The sequence below is a fragment of the Pseudomonas sp. TE12234 genome, assembly GCF_054061835.1.
Window position 1 is genome coordinate 615,524 of record NZ_JBSSEP010000001.1, and the last position, 23,100, is coordinate 638,623.

At 61.2% G+C, this 23,100-nt stretch carries 15 protein-coding genes; 3 read left to right on the forward strand and 12 right to left on the reverse strand.

Annotation, left to right across the window (positions count from 1 at the left end; genetic code table 11):
* Positions 1-29: 29 nt before the first annotated feature.
* The 9 genes from yccS to betI form a co-directional block, all read right to left on the reverse strand.
* Positions 30-2,213, reverse strand: coding sequence for a YccS family putative transporter (gene yccS / locus ACVWYU_RS02915; RefSeq protein ID WP_457371854.1), 2,184 nt, complete (start codon positions 2,211-2,213; stop codon positions 30-32).
* A gap of 252 nt (positions 2,214-2,465) precedes the next feature.
* Complete coding sequence (locus tag ACVWYU_RS02920; protein WP_248916686.1) at positions 2,466-3,644, reverse strand: BaiN/RdsA family NAD(P)/FAD-dependent oxidoreductase; 1,179 nt, start codon at positions 3,642-3,644, stop codon at positions 2,466-2,468.
* A 147-nt stretch (positions 3,645-3,791) separates the two neighbouring features.
* The gene (gene dbpA, locus ACVWYU_RS02925) at positions 3,792-5,129 is read right to left on the reverse strand and encodes an ATP-dependent RNA helicase DbpA (protein WP_231977978.1); all 1,338 of its coding nucleotides are present in this window, start codon (positions 5,127-5,129) and stop codon (positions 3,792-3,794) included.
* 248 nt (positions 5,130-5,377) lie between these two features.
* Positions 5,378-6,805: a multidrug transporter subunit MdtD gene (mdtD, locus tag ACVWYU_RS02930; RefSeq protein ID WP_247254489.1), complete on the reverse strand. Its 1,428-nt coding sequence runs from the start codon at positions 6,803-6,805 to the stop codon at positions 5,378-5,380.
* A 176-nt stretch (positions 6,806-6,981) separates the two neighbouring features.
* Positions 6,982-8,319 carry a TldD/PmbA family protein gene (locus ACVWYU_RS02935; protein ID WP_390957485.1) on the reverse strand — a complete coding sequence of 446 codons (1,338 nt, stop codon included), beginning with the start codon at positions 8,317-8,319 and terminating at the stop codon, positions 6,982-6,984.
* Entirely contained in the window at positions 8,319-9,761 is a 1,443-nt protein-coding gene (locus ACVWYU_RS02940; protein ID WP_457371855.1) for a TldD/PmbA family protein, read from the reverse strand. Before ACVWYU_RS02940 ends, ACVWYU_RS02935 begins: the two co-directional genes overlap by 1 nt.
* A gap of 266 nt (positions 9,762-10,027) precedes the next feature.
* A complete protein-coding gene (gene betA / locus ACVWYU_RS02945; RefSeq protein ID WP_457371856.1) occupies positions 10,028-11,728 on the reverse strand; it encodes a choline dehydrogenase in 1,701 nt (566 codons plus the stop codon).
* A gap of 157 nt (positions 11,729-11,885) precedes the next feature.
* Complete coding sequence (betB, locus tag ACVWYU_RS02950) at positions 11,886-13,358, reverse strand: betaine-aldehyde dehydrogenase (protein WP_090325899.1); 1,473 nt, start codon at positions 13,356-13,358, stop codon at positions 11,886-11,888.
* A gap of 107 nt (positions 13,359-13,465) precedes the next feature.
* Positions 13,466-14,059: a transcriptional regulator BetI gene (gene betI / locus ACVWYU_RS02955; protein WP_090325896.1), complete on the reverse strand. Its 594-nt coding sequence runs from the start codon at positions 14,057-14,059 to the stop codon at positions 13,466-13,468.
* A gap of 378 nt (positions 14,060-14,437) precedes the next feature.
* Here betI and ACVWYU_RS02960 point away from each other — a divergent pair, with 378 nt between their 5' ends.
* A complete protein-coding gene (locus ACVWYU_RS02960; RefSeq protein ID WP_245706755.1) occupies positions 14,438-16,378 on the forward strand; it encodes a BCCT family transporter in 1,941 nt (646 codons plus the stop codon).
* 124 nt (positions 16,379-16,502) lie between these two features.
* On the opposite strand, the gene choV is transcribed toward ACVWYU_RS02960, so the two are convergent.
* From choV to ACVWYU_RS02975, 3 genes are all read right to left on the reverse strand, one after another.
* Positions 16,503-17,681, reverse strand: coding sequence for a choline ABC transporter ATP-binding protein (gene choV / locus ACVWYU_RS02965; protein WP_090325891.1), 1,179 nt, complete (start codon positions 17,679-17,681; stop codon positions 16,503-16,505).
* Positions 17,678-18,523 carry a choline ABC transporter permease subunit gene (gene choW, locus ACVWYU_RS02970; protein WP_090325888.1) on the reverse strand — a complete coding sequence of 282 codons (846 nt, stop codon included), beginning with the start codon at positions 18,521-18,523 and terminating at the stop codon, positions 17,678-17,680. The genes choV and choW overlap by 4 nt, the downstream gene beginning before the upstream one ends.
* A 66-nt stretch (positions 18,524-18,589) precedes the next feature.
* Complete coding sequence (locus ACVWYU_RS02975) at positions 18,590-19,537, reverse strand: choline ABC transporter substrate-binding protein (RefSeq protein ID WP_090325885.1); 948 nt, start codon at positions 19,535-19,537, stop codon at positions 18,590-18,592.
* A 436-nt stretch (positions 19,538-19,973) separates the two neighbouring features.
* Between ACVWYU_RS02975 and ACVWYU_RS02980 the strand changes: the two genes are divergently transcribed.
* Entirely contained in the window at positions 19,974-21,350 is a 1,377-nt protein-coding gene (locus tag ACVWYU_RS02980) for an L-serine ammonia-lyase (RefSeq protein ID WP_090325883.1), read from the forward strand.
* A gap of 538 nt (positions 21,351-21,888) precedes the next feature.
* Positions 21,889-22,992, forward strand: coding sequence for a choline metabolism transcriptional regulator GbdR (gbdR, locus tag ACVWYU_RS02985; protein ID WP_090325880.1), 1,104 nt, complete (start codon positions 21,889-21,891; stop codon positions 22,990-22,992).
* Positions 22,993-23,100 lie beyond the last annotated feature (108 nt).

The window sequence follows — 23,100 nt, forward strand, 5'->3', positions numbered from 1 at the left end:
CGATGACGTCCGTCAGGACACTGCAGCCCTCAATCCTCGCTCGTATCCTTGATCAAATGCGCCGCCAGCGTCCTTAGGGGCCCCAGTTGCCGGCAGATCAACGCCAGTTGTGTCTGAACCAGCCGTTGGCCTTCATCGATCTCGTCGGGCATCTGCTCAAGCGTATTGGCCAGCGCTTCTTCCTCGTCACTCTGAATGGCAATCGCCGCTTTGCTGGCAAGCCCCTGGGCGATTTCGTCGATGCTGGCGGCCAGCTTCACGCCGGCGCCTTCGATCAACTGCTCGCGAACATCCGGCGGCAGTTGGGTTTCCCGGTGTGCGCCCAGTCCAGACAGGTAACTGAGCAATGTGTGCGAGAGCACCAGGAAGCGGAAGCCAACATCGGCCTCCTTACGGAAATGTCCCGGCTCCATCAGCATGTTCGCCAGCGTGGTCGACAGCGCCGCGTCAGCGTTGTGCGCGTTGCGCCGGGCCAGGCGATACGCCAGGTCGTCGCTCTTGCCAGCGGCGTATTGCTGCATGATCTGGCGCAGATAAACGCTGTTGCAGGTCAGGGTATTGGCCAGCACCTTGTTCAGGCGTCGACCCTGCCAGTCCGGCAGGAACAGCAGCACCGCGAGCCCGGCGATCAGCCCGCCGAGCAGGGTGTCGAGCAGCCGAGGCAGAAACAATCCGTAGCCGTCGCCCACCTGGTTGAAACAGAACAGCACCATCAAGGTAATCGCCGCCGTCGCCGCGGTGTAGCGGGTGGTGCGGTTGGTAAAGAACACCACCCCGGCGGCAATCGCGAAGCACGACTGGATCAACGGATTGGGGAACAGGTCGAACAGTGCCCAGGCCAGGGTCAGGCCGATGGCGGTGCCGATGATCCGTTGACCGAGTTTGCGCCGGGTCGCGCCGTAGTTCGGCTGACAGACAAAGAGCGTGGTCAGGATGATCCAGTAGCCCTGGGACGGGTGGATCAAATGCACCATCGCGTAGCCGACGCTCAGGGCCAGGGGCAAACGCAGGGCGTGGCGGAACAGCAGGGACGTCGGCGTCAGCTGCGTGCGCAGGCGTACCCAGACATCCTTGAGGTTGCGCGGCGAACGGTCCAGCAGGCTGCTGTCGGTGGCGTCGGCCAGGGCGTCGGGGTTACTGGCGTCGCTGAGCAACCGGTCGAGGGTGGCGAGGTTGGCCGCCAGCGCCCGCAACGAGCGCAGCAAACCGCGCCAGGCCGGGTTGCTCTGGATGCGCAGGTGTTCGAGGGAGGCGTGCAGGTCGCTCAGGGCTTCGGCGAAGCTTGCGTCATAGATGAACGGCTGGCGCATCTGGATCGATTCGGCCAGCGCCCGGCAGGCCTTGCCCTGCTGACGCAGCAGGCGTTGGCAGCGGAACAGCACGTCACTGTGGAAAAACGCCTCGGCCAGTGCGTTATACGGGTAGTGCGAGGAGCTGGCGCGTTCGTGAATGTCCTGAGCGAGAAAGTACAGTTTCAAGTAACGGCTGACTTTCGAGCCCGGCCGACCGTTACCGACCCGATGCAGGATGATTTCCTTGGCGGCGTTCAGCGCGGCGACCACGCGACCGTTTTGCTGGGCCAGTTCCAGGCGCCGTGCTTCCACGTCCAACTGGCGGATCGGCTCGAACAGCGACGACTTCAATTTCAGGTAAAAACCCAATTCACGGAACAACCGCGCCAGGCTTTGTTGCACCGGCTGATTGGAAAACAGCGCCTGCCACAACACCGACAGAAAACCGTACCAGGCCGCACCGGCCACCAGTAGCACGGGTTCGTGCCAGAAATCGGTGACCGCGCCGCCGCGCTGGTCGACGCCGATCATGGTGTAGACCGACAGAATCAGCGTCGCCGAGGCAATCGCGCCATAGCGTTCGCCCAGGGCACCGAGCATCGTCAGGCAGAACGCAGCCAGGGCGAAGGCAATGATGAAAATGATGGGGTAGGGGAACAGCAATTCAACCGACAGCGCGGCGACCAGGAAACACACCAGCGTCACCGCCAGTGCGTTGAGTCGACCTTGCCAGCTGTCGTCGGTCTCGGCCAGGGCACTGGCGATAATCCCCAGGAACAGCGGGATCAGCAGCCCCATTTCATCCTGATACCAACACAGCGCCATGGTGCCGGTCAGGGCGATGAACACCCGCACGCTGTAACTGAATTTATCCAGCGCCCAAAGGCGCCGCAAAGACTGATGAAACGAGGTCGATGACATGAAGTGCGAGGGCCTTCCGAGGCGATGACGCTAAATTGAGCCAGTAATGACGCCGACGCAATGGCGCCGATCACATCTGACAGCAAAATCTGTTCCTTTGAGATCCTGTGCCGACCGCAATCTTTGAGATTGACATAGACCCCTGTGGGCGCTGGCTTGCCAGCGATAGCGACCTGACAGTCAACAAAGACGTTGGATGTACCGGCCTCATCGCTGGCAAGCCAGCTCCCACAGGAATTGTATTTACATTGGTCAGACGTACTGCGCAGCAGCGTAGCCGGAGGCCCAGGCCCACTGGAAGTTGAAACCGCCCAGGTGCCCGGTTACGTCGAGCACTTCGCCGATGAAGTACAGGCCTGGGCTTTTCAGCGATTCCATGGTCTTGGACGAGACCTCGTTGGTATCGACGCCACCCAGGGTCACTTCGGCGGTGCGGTAGCCTTCGGTGCCGGCCGGCACGATTTTCCAGCACGCCAGTTTTTCGGCGATGGCAGCCATTTCAGCGTGGGTGTACTGCTTCATCGGTTTGGAGACGAACCAGTTGTCCGCCAATAGGTTGGCCATCTTCTTGGTGAAGATTTCACCGAGCAGGGTTTTCAGCTCGCTGTTGGGGCGTTCGGCTTGTTGCTGTTGCAGCCAGGACGGCACGTCATGGTCGGGCATCAGGTTGATCTCGACCGTGTCGCCGGGCTCCCAGAACGAAGAAATCTGCAGAATCGCCGGGCCGCTCAAGCCACGGTGAGTGAACAGGATGTTCTCGCGGAAGCTCTGGTCATTGCAGCTCACCAGGCAATCGACCGAAGTGCCGGACAGCTCGGTGCACAGTTCCTTGAGCTGATCGGTAATGGTGAACGGCACCAGCCCGGCGCGGGTTGGCAGCAATTCGTGGCCGAACTGCCTGGCCACCTGATAGCCGAAACCGGTGGCGCCCAGGGTCGGAATCGACAGGCCGCCGGTGGCGATCACCAGGGATTCACAGGTGACCTGGCCCAACGTGGTGTCCAGCAGGTAGCCCTTTTCGAGCCTCTCGATGGTCTGGATCGAGGTGTCCAGGTGCAGGCTGACGCCGACCTGATCGCACTCGTTGAGCAGCATTTCGAGGATGTCGCTGGATTTGTTATCGCAGAACAACTGGCCGAGCTTTTTCTCGTGGTACGGCACGCCGTGCTTGGCGACCATGCCGATGAAATCCCACTGAGTGTAGCGGGCCAGGGCGGATTTGCAGAAATGCGCGTTCTGCGAAAGGAAATTGCCGGGTTCTGTGTACATGTTGGTGAAATTGCAGCGCCCGCCGCCCGACATCAGGATTTTCTTGCCGGCCTTGTTCGCGTGGTCGAGCAACAGCACCTTGCGCCCGCGCCCGGCGGCGGTCAGCGCGCACATCAACCCTGCGGCGCCAGCGCCAATGATCACGACTTCGGTAGAGCGCAAAACGGTGTCCTCAGACAAAATTCATGTTCCCCAGAAACCATTGTGGGAGCGGGCTTGCCCGCGATGGCGGACTGACAGGCAACATGAATGTTGAATGTACTGACCTCATCGCGGGCAAGCCCGCTCCCACAGGGTCGGTGGCGTTTTTTACAAAATACGCACGCGCAGCGAACGGCCCTTGATCTTGCCGTCGTTCAGGCGCTGCAGGGCTTGTTTGGCGATGCCGCGTTCAACCGCCACATAGGCCTGGAAATCGAAAATCGCAATCTTGCCCACCTGAGCACCGGGAATACCGGCATCGCCGGTCAGTGCGCCGAGAATGTCGCCCGGGCGTACCTTGTCCTTGCGGCCGGCGCCGATGCACAGGGTGCTCATCTGCGGCAGCAGCGGACCACCGCCCTGGGACGTGAGGTTGTCCACCTGATCCCAGGTCAACGGGGATTTCTGCAACTGTTCGATGGCTTGGGCGCGCTGGGCTTCGGACGGCGCCACCAGGCTGATCGCCAGGCCTTTCTCACCGGCGCGACCGGTACGGCCGACGCGGTGGATGTGGATTTCCGAGTCACGGGCCAGCTCGACGTTGATCACCATGTCCAGCGAGTCGATGTCCAGGCCGCGTGCTGCAACGTCGGTGGCGACCAGTACCGAAGTACTGCGGTTGGCGAACATCGCCAGGACCTGATCGCGATCACGCTGTTCCAGATCGCCGTGCAGGCCGACGGCGGAAATGCCTTTGGCGGTCAGGTGATCGACGGTTTCCTGAACCTGCTGCTTGGTGAAGCAGAAGGCTACGCAGGACGCCGGACGGAAGTGGCCCAGTACCTTGGTCACCGCGCTCATGCGCTCTTCCGGGGAGATTTCGTAGAAGCGCTGCTCGATCTGCGTGTCATCGTGGAACGCCTCGGCCTTCACTTGCTGCGGATTGCGCATGAACTTCGAGGCCAACTGCTTGATGCCCACCGGGTAGGTGGCGGAAAACAGCAGGGTCTGGCGACGTTCCGGGGCCTGCATGATGATTTCTTCGATGGAATCGTAGAAACCCATGTCGAGCATGCGGTCGGCTTCGTCGAGGATCAGGGTGTTCAGGCCGTGGAGCACCAGCGAACCTTTGCGCAGGTGCTGCTGAATGCGCCCCGGCGTGCCGACGATGATGTGCGCGCCGTGTTCCAGCGAAGCGATCTGCGGGCCGAGGGACACGCCGCCGCACAGGGTCAGGACCTTGATGTTGTCTTCGGCACGGGCCAGGCGACGGATTTCCTTGGCGACCTGGTCGGCCAGCTCGCGCGTCGGGCACAGGATCAGTGCCTGGCAACCGAAGTAGCGCGGATTGATCGGGTTCAGCAGGCCGATACCGAAGGCCGCGGTCTTGCCGCTGCCGGTCTTGGCCTGGGCGATCAGGTCCATCCCCTTGAGGATCACCGGCAAGCTTTGCGCCTGGATCGGCGTCATCTGGGCATAACCGAGGGAGTCGAGGTTAGCCAGCATGGCGGCGGACAGCGGCAAAGTATTAAAAGCGGTGGCGATGGTGGTCACGGGACTGGCCTGCAAAACAAAATGTCGCGCAGTGTACCAGCCCGATGGCCATTCGCCCGTAGTTTCCGGACGAGAAGTAGCCGAGCGATGACCAAGCAAGGCGAAAACAGGCGAAAAAGCGGAGTTGGCTTTAGCCAATGAGCATTTCGAGGCTGTTTTCAACGCAGCATGGTCGAGCGTAGGCACTTATCGTCCGGAAACTAAGGCTCTATGTGTTGTTCCGGATGCTTGACGCGCCGTCCGTCATTCTTCGACAGCTGCGAGAAGATCGTCGCGGCCAGCATCGCCATGATGCCGACGGTCACAAAGGTCAGTTGGAACGCGCCCAGCACGGTTTCCACGCCGTCATTTCCGATCTCCGCCGTAAAGCCGCCGAGCAGCGCACCGGCGCAGGCCACGCCCAGGCTCAGGGACAATTGCGCGACCACCGACAGCAGGCTGTTGCCGCTGCTGGCACTGGCGTCGTCGAGGTCGATCAGGGTCACGGTGTTCATGGCGGTGAACTGCAAGGAGTTGATCGCACCCAGGACCGCCAGCAGGCACAGCAGCAACCAGTATGGCGTCTGTTCACTGACCAGGCCCATGCTCGCCAGCATGATGCCCAGGGCCAGGGTGTTGCCGGTCAGCACGATGCGGTAGCCCAGACGCTCGATCAGCGGGCGCGCCACCCACTTGGCGATCATCGCGGCAGCCGCCAGCGGCAGCATGCTCATCCCCGCCTGGGAGGGTGAGTAGCCCAGCGCCACTTGCAGCAGCAACGGCACCAGAAACGGCAGGGCGCCGCTGCCCAGTCGGGCGAACAGATTGCCGAGAATGCCGACGGCAAAGGTGCGGGTCTTGAACAGCGAAGGCGCGAACAGCGGGTTTTCGATGTGCCCGGCACGTAGCCAGTAGGCCGCCAGGCAAGCCATGCCGCCGAACAGCAGCAACATCACCCGCAGGTGCGGCAGGTGCAGTTCGCCCAGGCCTTCCATGGCGATGGTGATCAGAATCATCGCCGCGCCGAACAGCAGGAAACCCAGGCTATCGAAACGGGTGCGCTCGTTGCCGCGCAGGTCCGGGATGAATTTCCACACGGCATAACAACCGACCACCCCCACCGGCAGGTTGATCAGGAAGATCCAGTGCCACGTCAGGTATTGCACCATCCAGCCGCCCATGGTCGGGCCGATCAACGGGCCGAGCAGGCCGGGAATGGTGATGAAACCCATGATTCGCACCAGTTCCGAGCGTGGGTAGGCGCGCAGCACCACCAACCGCCCGACCGGCAACATCAGGGCGCCGCCCAGGCCCTGGATGACCCGGGCGCCGATCAGCAGGGTCAGGCTGGTCGACAGCGCGCACAGCAATGAACCGATGCTGAACAGCAGAATCGCGCCGAAGAAGATTTTCCGGGTGCCGAAGCGATCGGCGATCCAGCCCGAAGCCGGGATCAGCAAGGCGACCGTGAGCATGTAGGCGATGATCACACCTTGCATGCGCAGCGGGTCTTCGGCCAGGTCTGCGGCCATGGCCGGCAGGGCGGTGTTGAGGATCGTCCCGTCGAGGGACTGCATGAAAAAGGCAATGGCGACGACCCACGGCACCCAGCGGGCGGTGACAGCGTCGAGAGGCGGGCGGTTGGGCATGGGACCTCTGAGTCAGAAAGTGCTCGGTCCTTGTGGCGAGGGGGCTTGCCCCCGTTCGGCTGCGGAGCAGTCGTCAATCCAGCGAATGCGGTCTTCCTGATGAAAATGCGTTTGCCGGTTTTGGGGCCGCTTCGCAGCCCAACGGGGGCAAGCCCCCTCGCCACAGGGTTTTGTGTTTACAACGTCAGTGTAAGTTTGCTGACCAGCGCTCCCGGCAACAACGCCGAAGCCGTGGCCCGCTGGCTGTAGGTACTGGCCGATAACAGCATCTCGCGTTCCTGGGTCAACGCTTCCAACTGCGAACCGAGCAGGCTGAAGGCGCTGTCGTCGAAACGCATGGTGCTGACCGGTGCCTGAATCTCGCCGTTTTCGACCCAGAACGTCGCAAACCGGGTCATGCCGGTCAGGCGCGCCGCCGGTTGGTCCGAGTAGTTCAGGTACCACAGGTTGCTGATGTACAAGCCGGTGCCCAGCTCCTTGAGGATTTCCGATTCAGGCAGCACGCCGCCCTTCATGTTCAAGGCACTGGGTGATTCGCCGCCGCTGGCGCCGTTGGCGGTCAGGCCATATTCGGCGGCACTGCGAGAGCCCACCAATTGCGCCCCGGCCTTGCCCTCGACAATCAACTTGAGATCACTGCGCGGATAGCCTTCGTCGGAGAACGCCGGGCTCAACGAGCCGCTGACCTTTTCGTCCAGCGAGACCAGCGGGCTGAACGCCTGGTCGCCCCCGTAGAGCTTCTGCAGCGGGCTGTTTTTGCTGGCAATCGACTGCGCCGAAAAACCGCCCCAGCACAGCATGCTCATGATCTCTTCCAATGCGGCTGGCGCAAGGTAGGCGCGGTACTGACCCGGCGCCAAGGTGCGCAAGGGGCGGCCCAGGAACTCAAGCTGCTCGCGGGCCTGCCGGAAGCGCCTGGCGAAGCCTTCGCTGCTCCAGTCGTGCCCGGCGTAGCTGGCTTTCACCGCCTGGCCGTTTTCATGAAACAGGCTGAAATCGAAATTGAAACTGTTGGCCTGATGCCAGCCGAAGGCGCCGGAGGAGCTGGCAAAGCCACGGCTGATGGGACCGGCGGCATAGAAACCGACCAGATCCAGGCCTTGCGCGGCATGAGCGATTTCAGCGACCACTTGCTCGGTGTCCGGCAGCGGATGCTCCTGCACGTTCTTGCTCTGCCAGCTGTTGTAGTTCAGCAACAGATACGGATCCTGCGGCAGCAGCGGCAAGGTTTCCCGCAGCTGTTGCAGGCCTTCGGACAGACGCTGCAAGTCGACGTCGGGGTCGCCAGCCAGGGTGATGTGCAAATCCGCATGACGACCCTCGTTGATCAATTTCAAACCGATGCTCGCCTGCTGCACCTGACCGGACTGGCGCACCTTGGCGTGGTTGAAACGGACGAAAGCCGACGACTCGGCGGCATAACTGAGGGTGAACTGTTCCGGTTCGCGCAGGGCTTCACGCAAACCGGCGACCAATGCCTTGAACGACTCGGCCTGGGTTTTCGATGGGCTCATCAGGCGTCTCCTCCGAACACATCCACATGGCTGAACACACAGGCCGGCGAGGCATGGCCGACGCGGATCACCTGATTCGGTTCGCCCTTGCCGCAGTTGGGGGTGCCGAGCACCTTGAAGGTGCTGGCATCGCCGACAGCGTTGAGGCTCTTCCAGAACTGCGCGGAAATCGCCCGGTAATTCGGGTTTTTCACCACGCCCTTGAGTTCGCCGTTTTCAATCAACTGGCCCCATTCGCAGCCGAACTGGAACTTGTTGCGGGCATCGTCGATGGACCACGAGCGGTTGGTGCTCATCAAGATGCCGTGCTCAATGTTGCCAACCAGTTGCTCCAGCGGCTGATCGCCAGGCTCGATGTTGAGGTTGGCCATGCGGTCGATCGGCGGGCGGTTCCAGCCGCAGGCGCGGCTGTTGGCGACGCCTTCCAGGCCGGCGCGGAATTGCGACAACGCGCCACCCAATGGCCGCAGCAGCAAGCCTTCGCGAATGAGGAACTGTTTGCTGGCGGCGCTGCCATCGTCGTCATGGCCGTAACTGGCGAGCTGTTCGGGGATGTCTGGATCGAAGGTCACGTTGAGCAGCTTCGAGCCGTATTGCAGGCGGCCGAAGTCTTCGGCTTTGACGAAGCTGGTGCCCGCGTAATTGCGTTCGTCACCGAGAATGCGATCCAGCTCCAGCGGGTGGCCGATGGATTCATGGATCTGCAGCATCATCTGGTCAGGCATCAGCAGCAGATCGCGCGGGCCTTGGGGCGTGTTCGGCGCCAGCAGCAATTGCAGCGCCTGGTCGGCGACGGTCGGCCCGGCACCGACCAGGCCGCAACGGCTGATGACGTCGGCGCCACCTTGTTGGCCGAAGTTCTCGCGGCCGAGGCTGCGGGTCTGGCTGTCGTTGCCGTCGTAGGCGGTGACGTCGAGGCCGGGGTAGACGAAGCGTTGAGCCTGACGCAATTCGGCGCCGGCACTGTTGAGGTAGATCTGCTCAACGTGGGTGATGCCGATGCTCACCTGCCAGTTCACCAGGCGCTCGTCCCTGGGCACGGCGGCGGACTCGTCGTCGAGCAACTGGTAGCAGTCGCTCAGGGACGGGAACGGCTGGTCGAGGTTCGGCGAAAAGTAATCGGCGCAAGCACTCGACACGGCATGTTCGCGCAGGTCCAGCAAGGCGTGGGGCTTGAGGCGGCGAGCTTGCTGTTCGGCACGTTCGAGGGCGGCTTGCAGGCCCTGTTGCGACAGGTCGTTGGTGGCGGCATAGGCTTCGACACCGCTGACCCGCACCGTCAGCATCGCGCCTTCGTCACGGCTCAGGCTCGGCGGTTCGGCGACGTTCTTGCGCACCGACAGGTACTGGCCGGACTCGCGCACATAACGCAGGGAAAAGAATTCAGCGCCCGTGCGCAAGGCAGCAAAACGCTGCTTGAGCTGGGGATGTAAATCGAACATTCGGGAACCTCCTTGGTGTGGAGCATCGATGTTGCGAGGGGAGGGTGAAACGTTTGCGTGGCGCTAGAGTAGGCCCGTGCGGGGGGTAGGATCAAGGTTGGAGCGGTGCGGGAGGGGATTGCTGTGTCTGGCAGGAAAATATGTACTGGTTTGCCCGGCCTCATCGCGGGCAAGCCCGCTCCCTCACGATTCGCGTGATTTCAAAATCGACGCATGACCTTGTGGGAGCGGGCTTGCCCGCGATGGGAGCGGCGCAGTTCTACGCCTTATGCAGTCTGGCCTACTTCACGCAGCGGCTTGCCCTTGACCGGCGCATCGCCGGCCACGTAGTAGGCAGCCTTGCTGCGTGGCAGCGGTTTGCGACCACGGATTTTGTCGGCGATTTTCTCGGCGATCATGATCGTTGGCGCGTTGAGGTTGCCGGTGGTGATGATCGGCATGATCGAAGCATCGACCACACGCAGGCCCTGCAGGCCATGCACGCGACCTTCGCCATCGACCACGGCCATCTCGTCGGTGCCCATCTTGCACGAGCAGGATGGGTGGAACGCGGTTTCGGCGTGCTCGCGGATGAACTTGTCCAGTTGCTCGTCGGTTTGCACCTCGATGCCGGGGCTGATTTCGCGGCCACGGAAGGCGTCCAGTGCAGGCTGTTGCATGATTTCGCGGGTCAGGCGGATGCCGTCGCGGAATTCCTGCCAGTCCTGCTCGGTGGCCATGTAGTTGAACAGGATGCTCGGGTGCTGGCGTGGGTCCTTGGACTTGGCCTGGATGCGACCACGGCTCGGCGAACGCATGGAGCCCATGTGCGCCTGGAAGCCGTGCTCTTTCACACCGTTGCTGCCGTTGTAGTTAATCGCTACCGGCAGGAAGTGGTACTGGATGTTCGGCCACTCGAATTCCGGACGGGTGCGGATGAAACCGCCGGCTTCGAACTGGTTGCTGGCGCCGATGCCGGTGCCGTTGAACAGCCATTCGGCACCAATGGCCGGCTGGTTCCACCACAGCAGCGACGGGTACAGCGAGACCGGTTGGGTGCACGCGTATTGCAGGTACAGCTCCAGGTGGTCCTGCAGGTTTTCACCGACGCCCGGCAGGTCGTGGACCACCGGAATATCGAGCTTTTTCAGCAGTGCGGCCGGGCCGACACCGGAGCGTTGCAGGATCTGCGGCGAGGCGATGGCGCCGGAGCACAGCAGCACTTCCTTGCGTGCCTTGACCTCGACGCGCTCTTCGGCGGCGCCGACCAGGTAACGCACGCCGACCGCACGCTTGCCTTCGAACAGGATCTTGTCGGTCAGGGCGTGGGTGACGATGGTCAGGGTCGAACGCTTCTTGGCGATGTCCAGGTAGCCGCGCGCGGTACTGGCGCGACGACCTTTCGGCGTCACGGTACGGTCCATCGGGCCGAAACCTTCCTGCTGGTAGCCGTTCAAGTCTTCGGTGCGCGGGTAACCGGCCTGCACGCCGGCTTCAACCATGGCGTGGAACAGCGGGTTGTTGCCGGCTTTGGGCGTGGTCACGCTGACCGGGCCGTCGCCACCGTGGTAATCGTTGGGGCCGATGTCGCGGGTTTCGGCTTTGCGGAAATACGGCAGGCAGTCCAGGTAGGTCCAGTCTTCCAGACCTGGCAGTTTGGCCCAGCCGTCGTAGTCCATGGCGTTGCCGCGGATGTAGCACATGCCGTTGATCAGCGAAGAACCGCCCAGGCCCTTGCCGCGCCCGCACTCCATGCGACGACCGTCCATGTAGGGTTCCGGATCGGTTTCGTAGGCCCAGTTGTAGCGACGGCCTTGCAGCGGGAACGCCAGGGCGGCCGGCATCTGCGTGCGGAAGTCGGAACGGTAGTCCGGGCCGCCCGCTTCGAGCAGCAGGACGGTGACGCCTTCGTCTTCAGTCAGACGGGTCGCCAGGGTGTTACCGGCCGAGCCGGCACCGATGATGATGTAATCGAATTCTTGGGACATTGAATGCACCCTCTTTGTTAGTGGTCAGGTCGGGCCCAGGCGAGTGCTGCGCACTCGATTCGCGAGCAGGCTCGCTCCCACAGGGGGATTGCATGTGCTCTTGTGGGAGCGAGCCTGCTCGCGAAGAGGCCCTCGCGAGCAGTTCAGGACTCGGGTCTTAGAACACCGAGACGTAATCGCCCAGCTCGACCTGTACCGATTTGATGCGGGTGAAGTTGTTCAGCGAGCTGATGCCGTTCTCACGACCCACACCCGACTGCTTGTAGCCGCCAACCGGCATCTTGGCGTCGGATTCGCCCCAGGCGTTGATCCAGCAGATACCGGCTTCCAGTTGATGAATCACGCGGTGGGCGCGGTTCAGGTCGCGGGTGACGATGCCGGCGGCCAGGCCGAAGTCGGTGTCGTTGGCGCGACGGATCACTTCTTCTTCGGTTTCGTAGGTGAGGATCGCCATCACCGGGCCAAAGATTTCTTCACGGACGATGGTCATGTCGTCGGTGCAGTCAGTGAATACGGTCGGCGCGACGAACGCGCCCTTGGCGAATTCGCCGTCGGTCAGACGCTCGCCGCCGCACAGCAGGCGGGCACCTTCTTCCTTGCCCTTGGCGATGTAGCCCAGCACGCTTTCCATGTGGGCGAAGCTGACCAGCGGGCCGAAGTTGGTGTTTTCGTCTTGCGGATTGCCGACGCGAATGCGCGCAACGCGCTCAACGATCTTGGCTTCGAAGGCGGCTTTGAGGTGGCTCGGCACGAATACGCGAGTACCGTTGGTGCAGACCTGACCGGAGCTGTAGAAGTTGGCCATCATCGCGGTGTCGGCGGCGCGATCGAGGTCGGCGTCGTCGCAGATGATCAGCGGGGATTTGCCGCCCAGCTCCATGGTCACGTCCTTGAGCGAAGAGCTCGAAGCGCTGGCCATGACTTTCTTGCCGGTGTCGGTGCCGCCGGTGAACGAAACTTTTTCGATGCGTGGGTGCTCGGTCAGCCAGGTGCCGACTTCGCGGCCGCTGCCGGTCAGGACGTTGAATACGCCAGCCGGAACGCCTGCCTCGGTGTAGATCTCGGCCAGTTTCAGGGTCGTCAGGGACGTGACTTCGCTTGGCTTGAAGATCATCGCGTTACCGGCCGCCAGGGCTGGCGCGGATTTCCACAGGGCGATCTGAATCGGGTAGTTCCACGCGCCGATACCGGCCACCACGCCCAGCGGCTCGCGACGGGTGTAGACGAACGAAGTGGTGCGCAGCGGGATCTGCTCGCCTTCGATGGCAGGCACCAGGCCGGCGTAGTACTCCAGCACGTCAGCGCCGGTGACGATGTCGACGTAACGGGTTTCGGAATATGCCTTGCCGGTGTCCAGGGTTTCCAGGGCGGCCAGCTCGTCATTGCGCTCACGCAGGATTTCCACGGCGCGACGCAGGATGCGCGAACGCTCCATCGCGGTCATTGCCGCCCAGATTTTCTGACCCTTTTCAGCGCTGACTACGGCGCGCTCGACGTCTTCCTTGGTTGCGCGCTGTACGGTTGCGAGGACTTCACCGTTAGCCGGGTTGATGGCTTCGAAAGTGGCGTCGCTGCTGGCGTCGGAGTACGCGCCATCGATGTAGAGTTTTTGCAGTTCGAAACGGGCCATATAGTCCTCGCAAGAGCATAAGTGGTTGGCGTTAACCACCGGGCGTGCCGTGGAGCCTTGGCGTCGCTGGTCGGTGGCGGTTCAGGGGTCGAGCGGTTATGTGTGCTCTAACTCACCTGCTTGGCCAATTGGATATCCATGTATTCGTAAGCGATCTGTTGCGCCTGCTCGGTGTCGAAAGCGTCTCCCGACAACGCGCCGCGCAACCACAACCCGTCAATGAGGGCTGCCAGGCCACGGGCGGCGCTGCGCGCTTGATCGAGCGGCAACACACGGCGGAACTGGCAGCACAGGTTGGAATACAGACGGTGATCGTTGATCCGCTGCAACCTGTGCAAAGACGGCTGGTGCATGCTGGTGGCCCAGAAGGCCAGCCAGGTTTTCATTGCCGGGCCATTGACCTGGCTGGCGTCGAAGTTGCCTTCGATGATCACCTGCAGATGTGCCCGGGGGCTGTCATCTGCCAGCGCTTGGCGGCGCAGGGTGACGTTCTCGCTCAGGACGCTCATCAGATACCGCATCGTGGCGGCGATCAGGCCGTTCTTGTCCTGAAAGTAGTGACTGATGATGCCATTCGAGACACCGGCCAAACGGGCGATCAGCGCAATGCTGGCGTCCCCCATACCGACCTGATCGACAGCCTGCAAAGTGGCTTCGATCAACTGCTGGCGGCGGATGGGTTGCATACCGACCTTGGGCATCTTGCACATCTCCTTAGGCCTTCCGGCGGGCGAAGAACGACCACCGGACTGAGGCCAGTCTATTTTGTTTTGATTGAACGTTCAATCAACAAAGAATAAGATCTGCGACAATTCGTCGCTGCTTACAGATTTTTCCTACATGTAAATGGCGTCAAACCGACATCCGAAAACGCTCGAATCCTGTACGCGCTGGCGTCTGCAGGGCTTCGGGCTTTTTCGGCGTGTCTTTATATCACCCACTGGTCGGCTGCCCACTAACCGATTGGTCGGGTAACACACTGCCTTGCGTTCTTCTCTCGCACTGCCCGGAGCATCTGTGCCATGAGTTCTGCCTCGCTAATAAAGACCCCACCCGAGAAGGTGACGGTCAACGGTTGGGTGTTCTACACCTCTACCGCGTTGATTCTGTTGTTGACCGCCATTCTGATCATCGCCCCGCAAGAGGCCGGCAGAATGCTCGGTACGGCGCAGGCCTGGTTGTCCCGCAGCTTCGGCTGGTACTACATGGTGGTGATCGCCGCCTACCTGATTTTTGTCGTTGGCCTGGCGTTTTCGTCCTACGGCAAGCTCAAGCTCGGCAGCAAGGACGACACCCCGGACTTCAGCTACGGCGCCTGGGCGGGGATGCTGTTCTCGTCGGGCATCGGCATTTCGCTGTTGTACTTCGGCGCTTCCGAACCGCTGGACCACTATTTCAACCCGCCGGAAGGCGTGGCGGGCAGCAACCTCGCCGCGCGTCAGGCGGTTCAGCTGACGTTCCTGCACTGGGGCCTGCACGGCTGGGCGATCTATGCGCTGGTCGGCCTGGCCGTGGCGTACTTTGCCTATCGGCATAACCAGCCACTGGCGTTGCGTTCGGCGTTGTATCCGCTGGTGGGCGAGCGTTGGGTCAAGGGTGCGGCCGGTCATGCGGTGGACGGCTTTGGCATGTTCGTGACCCTGTTGGGTCTGGTGACCAACCTGGGGATTGGTTCGCTGCAGGTGTCGTCGGGCCTTGAAAACCTGTTCGGCATGGAACACAGCAACACCAACCTGCTGATCGTGATCATCGTGATGAGCACGGTGGCGACCATTGCTGCGGTGTCGGGCGTGGAAAACGGCATCCGTCGCCTGTCCAACCTGAACATCGTGCTGTTCAGCGGCCTGCTGATTTTCGTGCTGCTGTTCGGCCCGACCCTGCACTTGCTCAATGGTTTTGTGCAGAACGTCGGTGATTACCTGAACGGCGTGGTGCTGAAAACCTTCGACCTCTATGTGTACGAAGGCGACACAGAGAAGTCCGACCGCTGGCTGGGCCTGTGGACCCTGTTCTACTGGGCCTGGTGGATTTCCTGGGCACCATTCGTGGGCATGTTCGTCGCGCGTATCTCCCGTGGTCGCACGGTGCGTGAGATGGTGGCCGGCGTACTGCTGATTCCGTTGGGTTTCACCCTGGCGTGGCTGTCGATTTTCGGTAACTCGGCGCTGGACCTGGTGATGAACCACGGTGCGGTGGAGCTCGGCAAGACGGCGCTGGAACAGCCGTCCATGGCTATCTACCAGTTGCTGGAGCATTACCCGGCGTCGAAAGTCGTGATCGGCGTGTCGATCTTTGTCGGTTTCGTGTTGTTCCTGACCCCGGCGGATTCCGGCGCGGTGATGATGGCCAACCTTTCGTGCAAGGGCGGTAACGTCGACGAAGACGCCCCGCACTGGTTGCGGATCTTCTGGTCGGTGGTGATCACCCTGGTGACCATCGGTCTGCTGTTTGCCGGTAACTTCGAGGCCATGCAAACCATGGTGGTGCTGGCCGGCCTGCCGTTCTCGGTGGTGCTGGTGTTCTTCATGTTCGGCTTGCACAAGGCCATGCGCCAGGACGTGCAGATCGAACAGGAACAAGCCGAGCTGGCGGCGCGTGGTCGTCGTGGTTTCAGCGAGCGTTTGACGCAACTGGACCTGCAACCGAGCCAGTCTGTCGTGCAGCGTTTCATGGACAAGCATGTGAGTCCGGCGTTGCAGGATGCGACGGCGCAAATGCGTGCCCAGGGCCTGCAAGTGCAGACGCTGCTGGGCAAGTCCAAGCGTTGCATGGGCGTGCGGGTGGAGATGGAAGAGGGCAACCCGTTTGTCTACGAAGTGAGCCTGGACGGCTACCTGGCCACGCCAACCGAGTCGGCTCAGTCCGATGAATCGCGTCAGCGTTACTACCGTGCCGAGGTGTACCTGCACAACGGCAGCCAGGACTACGACTTGATGGGCTTCACCCAGGATCAGATCACCCGTGACGTGCTCGACCAGTTTGAAAGCCATCGGCAGCTCCTTGGCCGGGTGTATAGCTAAGGCTTGAGGTTTTGCAGTGCAGTCAGATGGACTGCAGAATCATTGTGGTGTCAGTATTCCAAGTCTTTTATGTGCACCAACAAAAACGCCGCGATTCTCTCGCGGCGTTTTTGTGTCTGTTGCCTTATCCCAGGTTCTTGCCGAGCAGCGCGTGGTACAGCTCGCTGTCGCCGAGAATCCCGACCACATGGTTGTTGTCGTGCAGCACCAGTTTGTTGCCGGTCTGATAACGAATCTGCAGCGCATCGCGCATGCCGATGTTCGAATCCACCAGCGTTGGTCGACGACCCAACCCTTCAACCGCCTGACCCGGTACCCAGTTCTGCAGGTCCAGCACCGAGCCGTTCTGGCGTGCACCCTTGATGGTGTTGCCTTCGGCCAGGTCCAGCCAGGAGTCGCCGCCCGGATCGAGGCACACCGAACCGTTGATGCGCTTGCAGTTGTCCAGGGTGCGCATCAGGCTGCGACCGCACAGTACGTTCAGCGGGTTGGTGTGGGCCACGAAGGTCCGCACGTAGTCATCCGCCGGGTTCAGCACGATCTCTTCCGGCACGCTGTACTGGATGATCCGGCCGTCTTTCATGATCGCGATACGGCTACCGAGCTTCAGGGCTTCATCGAGGTCGTGGCTCACGAACACGATGGTTTTGCTCAGCTTGCGTTGCAGTTCCAGCAGTTCGTCCTGCAGGCCTTGGCGGATCAGCGGGTCGAGGGCCGAGAACGGTTCGTCCATCAGCAGAATGTCGGCGTCCATCGCCAGGGCGCGGGCCAGGCCCACGCGTTGTTGCATGCCACCGGACAGCTCGTTGGGTTTCTTGTTGCGCCACTGGGTCAGGCCCACCAGCTCAAGCTTTTCGTCCACCAGCTTGCGTCGTTCCTTCTCGGGACGACCCTGCATTTCGAGGCCGAAGCTGATGTTCTCGCGCACCGTCAGCCAAGGCATCAGGGCGAACTTCTGGAACACCATCGCGATGCGCTTGGTGCGCATCATTTTCAGTTCCGCCGGGGTACAGGACGCAATGTCGATCTGCTTGCCTTCATGCTCGACGAACAGCTTGCCGCGGCTGACGGTGTTGAGGCCGTTGATGCAGCGCAACAGACTGGACTTGCCGGAGCCGGACAGGCCCATCAGTACGCAGATTTCACCTTTTTCGATGTCCAGGCTGGCCTTTTCGACCCCCACGATCTGCCCGGTCTTTTTCAGGATCTCGTTGCGGGTCATGCCTTGATCCAGCAGCTTGAGTGCCTCGCGTGGATCCTTGGAGAAGATAACGTCGACGTTATCGAAGCGAATAATGCTCATGCGTCACCCCCTACTTTGGCTTCGGGTTGTTTGCAGATACGGTCGAGCATGATCGCCAGCAGTACGATCGCCAGGCCGGCTTCGAAGCCCAGGGCGATATCAGCGGTATTCAGTGCGTTGACCACCGGTTTGCCCAGGCCATCGGCGCCCACCAGTGCCGCGATCACCACCATCGACAACGACAGCATGATGCACTGGGTGATACCGGCCGCGATGCTTGGCATGGCGTGGGGCAATTCGATTCGCGAGAGCAGTTGACGTCGCGAGCAGCCAAAGGCCTTGCCGGCGTCCATCAATTCTTCCGGAACATCGCGGATACCCAGGTAGGTCAGGCGGATGGGCGCGGCAATCGCGAACACCACCGTCGAAATCAGACCCGGGACCACACCCAGACCGAAGAGGGTCAGGGTAGGAATGAGGTACACGAAGGTCGGTACGGTCTGCATCAGATCGAGTACCGGACGCATCAGCGTGTAGAACATCGGTTTGTGCGCGGCGACGATACCCAGAGGGACGCCGATGACCACGCAGACCAGGGTGGCGAACATCACCTGGGCGAGGGTTTCCATGGTTTCCTGCCAGTACCCCAGATTGAGGATCAGCAGAAAGGAGGCGATGACGAATACGGTAAGGCCCCATTTGCGCTGGATGAAGTGTGCCAGTAGTGCAATCAGGCCGATCAATGCCAGCGGGTTGAACCAGGTCAGCGCAAATGTCACGCCGTGGATCATCGTTTCCAGTGTCACGGCGATTGCGTCGAAGGTGCTGGCGCCGTGTTTCGTCAGCCATTCAACGAAGCCCGCGATGTACTGGCCTAAGGGGATTTTCTGATCAATCAGCATGGTAGTGAACGTCCGCATGCAAGGAAATAAACAGCCCGGGCGGGCTAGCCCGCCCGGCGTAAGCGATTACTGCGCGAGCTTGGCTTTCACGGCCTCCAGGCCTGGTTTACCGTCAATGGTGGTCACGCCAGCGAGCCAGGTATCGAGCACCTGTGGATTCTTTTTCAGCCAGGCCTTGGCGGCCGCTTCAGGCTTCATCTTGTCGTCCAGGATGTTGCCCATGAGGGTGCTTTCCATGTCGACAGTGAACTCCAGATTCTTCAGCAACTGACCCACGTTGCTGCATTCCTGGGTGTACCCCTTGCGGGTATTGGTCAGGACGGTTGCTGCACCGAAATCCGGGCCGAAATAATCGTCGCCGCCGGTGAGGTATTGGATTTTGAAACGCTTGTTCATCGGGTGAGGAGCCCAGCCGAGGAACACCACGGCGGTGTCGCGTTTCTGCGCGCGGTCGACCTGCGATAGCATGCCGGCTTCACTGGATTCGACCACTTTGAAACCGGCGTCTTTGAGGCCGAAGGCGTTCTTGTCGATCATACTCTGGATCAGACGGTTACCGTCATTACCCGGCTCGATCCCGTAAATCTTGCCGTCGAGCTCTTTCTTGAACTTGGCGATGTCGGCGAAATCATGCAGGCCTTTGTCATACAGGGCCTGTGGTACCGCCAGGGTGTATTTGGCGCCTTTGAGGTTGGTGCGCACGGTATCCACGGTGCCGGCATCGCGGTAGGCCTTGATGTCGTTTTCCATGGTCGGCATCCAGTTCCCCAGGAAAACATCCATGTTCTTGCCGTCGGCCAGGGACTTGTAGGTCACCGGCACGGAAATCATTGTGGTCTTGGTCTTGTAGCCCAGGGCATCGAGTACGACGCTGGTGGTGGCGGTTGTTGCGGTGATATCGGTCCAACCGACATCGGAGAAGTTTACGGTACTGCATTGTGCCGGCTCGGCGGCTTGCGCCAGGAGCGGCAGACTAAGCATGGCGGCCAACAACAACGACGGGGAACCTTTCATGGATGGACTCCTTGGTGTTTTTTTTGGCAGTGTTCCGACTGGGACCACCGCACTTATGGGTTGCGGTTGGATGGCGTTTTGGAGACAGCTCTACCACGGCGCCTTGCAATCGAGTCGATACGATCATGTACCAGTGAAAATCTGACGCCTACAGGGTGCGTCGTAACCAGTACAGGGAGGGTCGCATCCAGTGTCAGTGACGTCGCTTACAGCTTTTTTCAGCCCGATTTCCCCCTGCGTGTCGCAAAAAAACGGCGAAAACACGACGTAAAAGACACGCGGCGTTCGTGAGCATGAGTGCGTCGGTGTGAGACGTCGAACGACAAATTAAAAGCCTGATGATGCGGCCATCCCGACGGATTGCAGCTTGAGCGTAGCAGCTCCGTCACCGGGCGCTTTTGCGCCTGGAGTTGGCACATCCAGGAGTCCGGCAGTAATGGCTATCAGTGTTTTCGACCTGTTCAAAATCGGCATCGGCCCTTCCAGTTCGCATACCGTGGGCCCTATGCGGGCAGCGGCGCTGTTCGTGCAAGGTTTGCGTGAGCGCGGATTGCTGGAGCAAGTACGGCGCGTCGAAGTTCAGCTTTTCGGCTCGTTGTCGGCCACAGGCATCGGCCACGGCAGCGACAATGCGGTGATCATGGGGCTGATGGGCGAATGGCCGGATGCGATCGATCCGTCGCAAATCGGCATTCGCATCGCCACCCTGCGTGAAACCCACACGCTGTTGCTCGACGGTCGCCTGTCGGTGCCGTTTATCTGGGACCGGGACATGCGCCTGATCGACGAGAACCTGCCGTTCCATCCCAACGCCATGACCCTGATTGTCGAAGACGATCATGGCGAGCTGCATCGCGACACCTACTATTCGGTCGGCGGTGGCTTTGTCGTCGATGAGGCCCAGGCCTCCAGCGGTGTCGTCGACCTCGACAGCACCGTATTGCCATACGATTTTTCCAGTGCCGCCGAGCTGCTGGAACTGTGCAAAAAGCACGACCTGCGCGTGGCTGAATTAATGATGGCCAACGAGAAAGTCTGGCGCAGTGAAGAAGAGATTCGCAGCGGTCTGATGAAGCTCTGGCGCGCCATGCAGGATTGCGTGGATCACGGCCTCAAGCACGAAGGCATCCTGCCTGGTGGCCTGAATGTGCGCCGGCGCGCGGCCAAGCTGCATCGCAGCTTGCAGGAGTTGAACAAACCCAACGTGATCGGCTCGACGCTCAGTGCCATGGAGTGGGTCAACCTGTTCGCCCTGGCGGTCAACGAAGAAAACGCGGCCGGCGGGCGCATGGTCACGGCGCCGACCAATGGCGCGGCGGGGATCATTCCGGCGGTGTTGCACTACTTTATGAAGTTCAGCGAAGACGTGACCGACGCCAACGTCGTCGACTACTTCCTTGGGGCCGCTGCGGTCGGAATTCTGTGCAAGAAGAACGCTTCGATTTCCGGTGCCGAAGTCGGTTGCCAGGGGGAAGTCGGTTCGGCCTGTGCCATGGCGGCGGCCGGGTTGGCGGAAATCCTCGGCGCCACGCCGGAGCAACTGTGCAACGCAGCGGAAATCGGCCTGGAACATAACCTCGGCTTGACCTGCGACCCGGTAGGCGGGCTGGTGCAGGTGCCGTGCATCGAGCGCAACGCGATTGCCGCGGTGAAAGCGATCAACGCGGCACAGATGGCCTTGCGCGGCGATGGTCAGCATTTCATCTCGCTGGATCGGGTGATCCGCACCATGCGCGATACCGGTGCCGACATGCATGACAAATATAAGGAAACATCGCGGGGCGGGTTGGCGGTCAGCGCCGTAGAGTGCTGAGACCGTGTCGAGCCTGTGGCGAGGGAGCTTGCTCCCGCTCGGCTGCGTAGCAGTCGTAGAGATTTTAGGGCCGCTTCGCACCCTAGCGGGAGCAAGCTCCCTCGCCACACCAGACCAGTCAAAACTGCGCGCTAAATGAACACCCGATCGAAAACGCGCCACCTTTTGGCGCGTCGCAAACAGGTAAATCATGACCTCTAGGTCAGGGATCGCCAGCGACCCTGACCGCCTGTCACCTGTGCCTGCGGTGACACTCTTCCCGGTATCGTTTCAGCCCAGTTCCCACAAGTGCTACCGATTTGCTCACACGCAACGGGGCAGCGCACTTGTCCGGCCCGATGGCCTCTTAATCCCTACTCGCCGCGCGTCATATGCAGACACATTCCGACGTCGTTTTTAGGAGTTATTGAACGCGCATTCAAATTTAGGCATGGCATTTGCTCTGTCATTACAAAGCCCGTCTCCCACGCGAGAACGATGGCAATAACAAGAGCCTCCGCCTGAGGCCATCACCCGCTTTGTGTGAGGAGATACCGCGATGACGTCGTTCAACTCCGGGGCCCAACCCCAGAACCGTGCGCCTCAATCCATCGGCTTTCTGCTGCTGGACAATTTCACGCTGATTTCCCTGGCTTCCGCAGTGGAGCCTCTGCGAATGGCCAACCAATTGTCCGGTCGCGAGCTGTATCGCTGGACCACCCTCACCGTCGATGGCGGTCAGGTCTGGGCCAGTGACGGTCTGCAAATCACCCCTGATGCCTCCATGCACAAAGCCCCGCCAATGGACACCGTGATCGTCTGCGGCGGCATCGGTATTCAACGCACTGTTACCCGTGAACACGTGTCATGGCTGCAGAGCCAGGCGCGTCAGTCCCGTCGCCTCGGTGCGGTCTGCACCGGCAGCTGGGCACTGGCATGCGCCGGTTTGCTGGACGGTTTCGACTGCAGCGTGCACTGGGAATGTCTGGCCGCGATGCAGGAAGCTTTCCCGCGTGTGGCCATGAGTACGCGTCTGTTCACCCTCGACCGTAACCGCTTCACCAGCTCCGGCGGCACCGCGCCGCTGGACATGATGCTGCACCTGATCAGCCGTGATCATGGTCGTGAACTGTCGGCCGCGATTTCGGAGATGTTCGTCTACGAGCGCATCCGCAACGAACAGGATCACCAGCGCGTGCCGCTGAAGCACATGCTCGGCACCAACCAGCCGAAATTGCAGGAAATCGTCGCGTTGATGGAGGCCAACCTCGAAGAGCCGATCGACCTGGACGAACTGGCGGTGTATGTCGCCGTATCCCGTCGTCAACTGGAGCGGCTGTTCCAGAAGTACCTGCACTGCTCGCCGTCGCGTTACTACCTGAAACTGCGCCTGATCCGTGCACGGCAGCTGCTCAAGCAAACGCCGATGTCGATCATCGAAGTGGCGTCGGTCTGTGGCTTCGTGTCCACGCCGCACTTCTCCAAGTGCTACCGCGAATACTTCGGCATTCCGCCGCGTGACGAACGCGTAGGCTCCAATACCACCCAGCAAGTGGCGATGATGCCGCTGCCGCAAGCGCTGGTGCTGTCGCCGTTGTCCGGGCCGTTGTCGGCGCTGAGTCAGGCGCGGAACGAGTCGACGTTTGCCAGTGTAAGGCTCTAAACCACTGTGGCGAGGGAGCTTGCTCCCGCTGGGCTGCGAAGCGGCCCCCTGGATCGGCGGATGCGGTTTTCAGAATAATCGCATTCGCCGGTTTTGCGACCGCTTCGC

Coding starts and splice junctions, on each gene's coding strand:
- yccS (WP_457371854.1), bottom strand. CDS start 2,213: ATGTCATCGACCTCGTTTCATCAGTCTTTGCGGCGCCTTTGGGCGCTG.
- dbpA (WP_231977978.1), bottom strand. CDS start 5,129: ATGCTGGCTAACCTCGACTCCCTCGGTTATGCCCAGATGACGCCGATC.
- mdtD (WP_247254489.1), bottom strand. CDS start 6,805: ATGCCCAACCGCCCGCCTCTCGACGCTGTCACCGCCCGCTGGGTGCCG.
- ACVWYU_RS02935 (WP_390957485.1), bottom strand. CDS start 8,319: ATGAGCCCATCGAAAACCCAGGCCGAGTCGTTCAAGGCATTGGTCGCC.
- ACVWYU_RS02940 (WP_457371855.1), bottom strand. CDS start 9,761: ATGTTCGATTTACATCCCCAGCTCAAGCAGCGTTTTGCTGCCTTGCGC.
- betA (WP_457371856.1), bottom strand. CDS start 11,728: ATGTCCCAAGAATTCGATTACATCATCATCGGTGCCGGCTCGGCCGGT.
- betB (WP_090325899.1), bottom strand. CDS start 13,358: ATGGCCCGTTTCGAACTGCAAAAACTCTACATCGATGGCGCGTACTCC.
- betI (WP_090325896.1), bottom strand. CDS start 14,059: ATGCCCAAGGTCGGTATGCAACCCATCCGCCGCCAGCAGTTGATCGAA.
- choV (WP_090325891.1), bottom strand. CDS start 17,681: ATGAGCATTATTCGCTTCGATAACGTCGACGTTATCTTCTCCAAGGAT.
- choW (WP_090325888.1), bottom strand. CDS start 18,523: ATGCTGATTGATCAGAAAATCCCCTTAGGCCAGTACATCGCGGGCTTC.
- ACVWYU_RS02975 (WP_090325885.1), bottom strand. CDS start 19,537: ATGAAAGGTTCCCCGTCGTTGTTGTTGGCCGCCATGCTTAGTCTGCCG.
- ACVWYU_RS02980 (WP_090325883.1), top strand. CDS start 19,974: ATGGCTATCAGTGTTTTCGACCTGTTCAAAATCGGCATCGGCCCTTCC.
- gbdR (WP_090325880.1), top strand. CDS start 21,889: ATGACGTCGTTCAACTCCGGGGCCCAACCCCAGAACCGTGCGCCTCAA.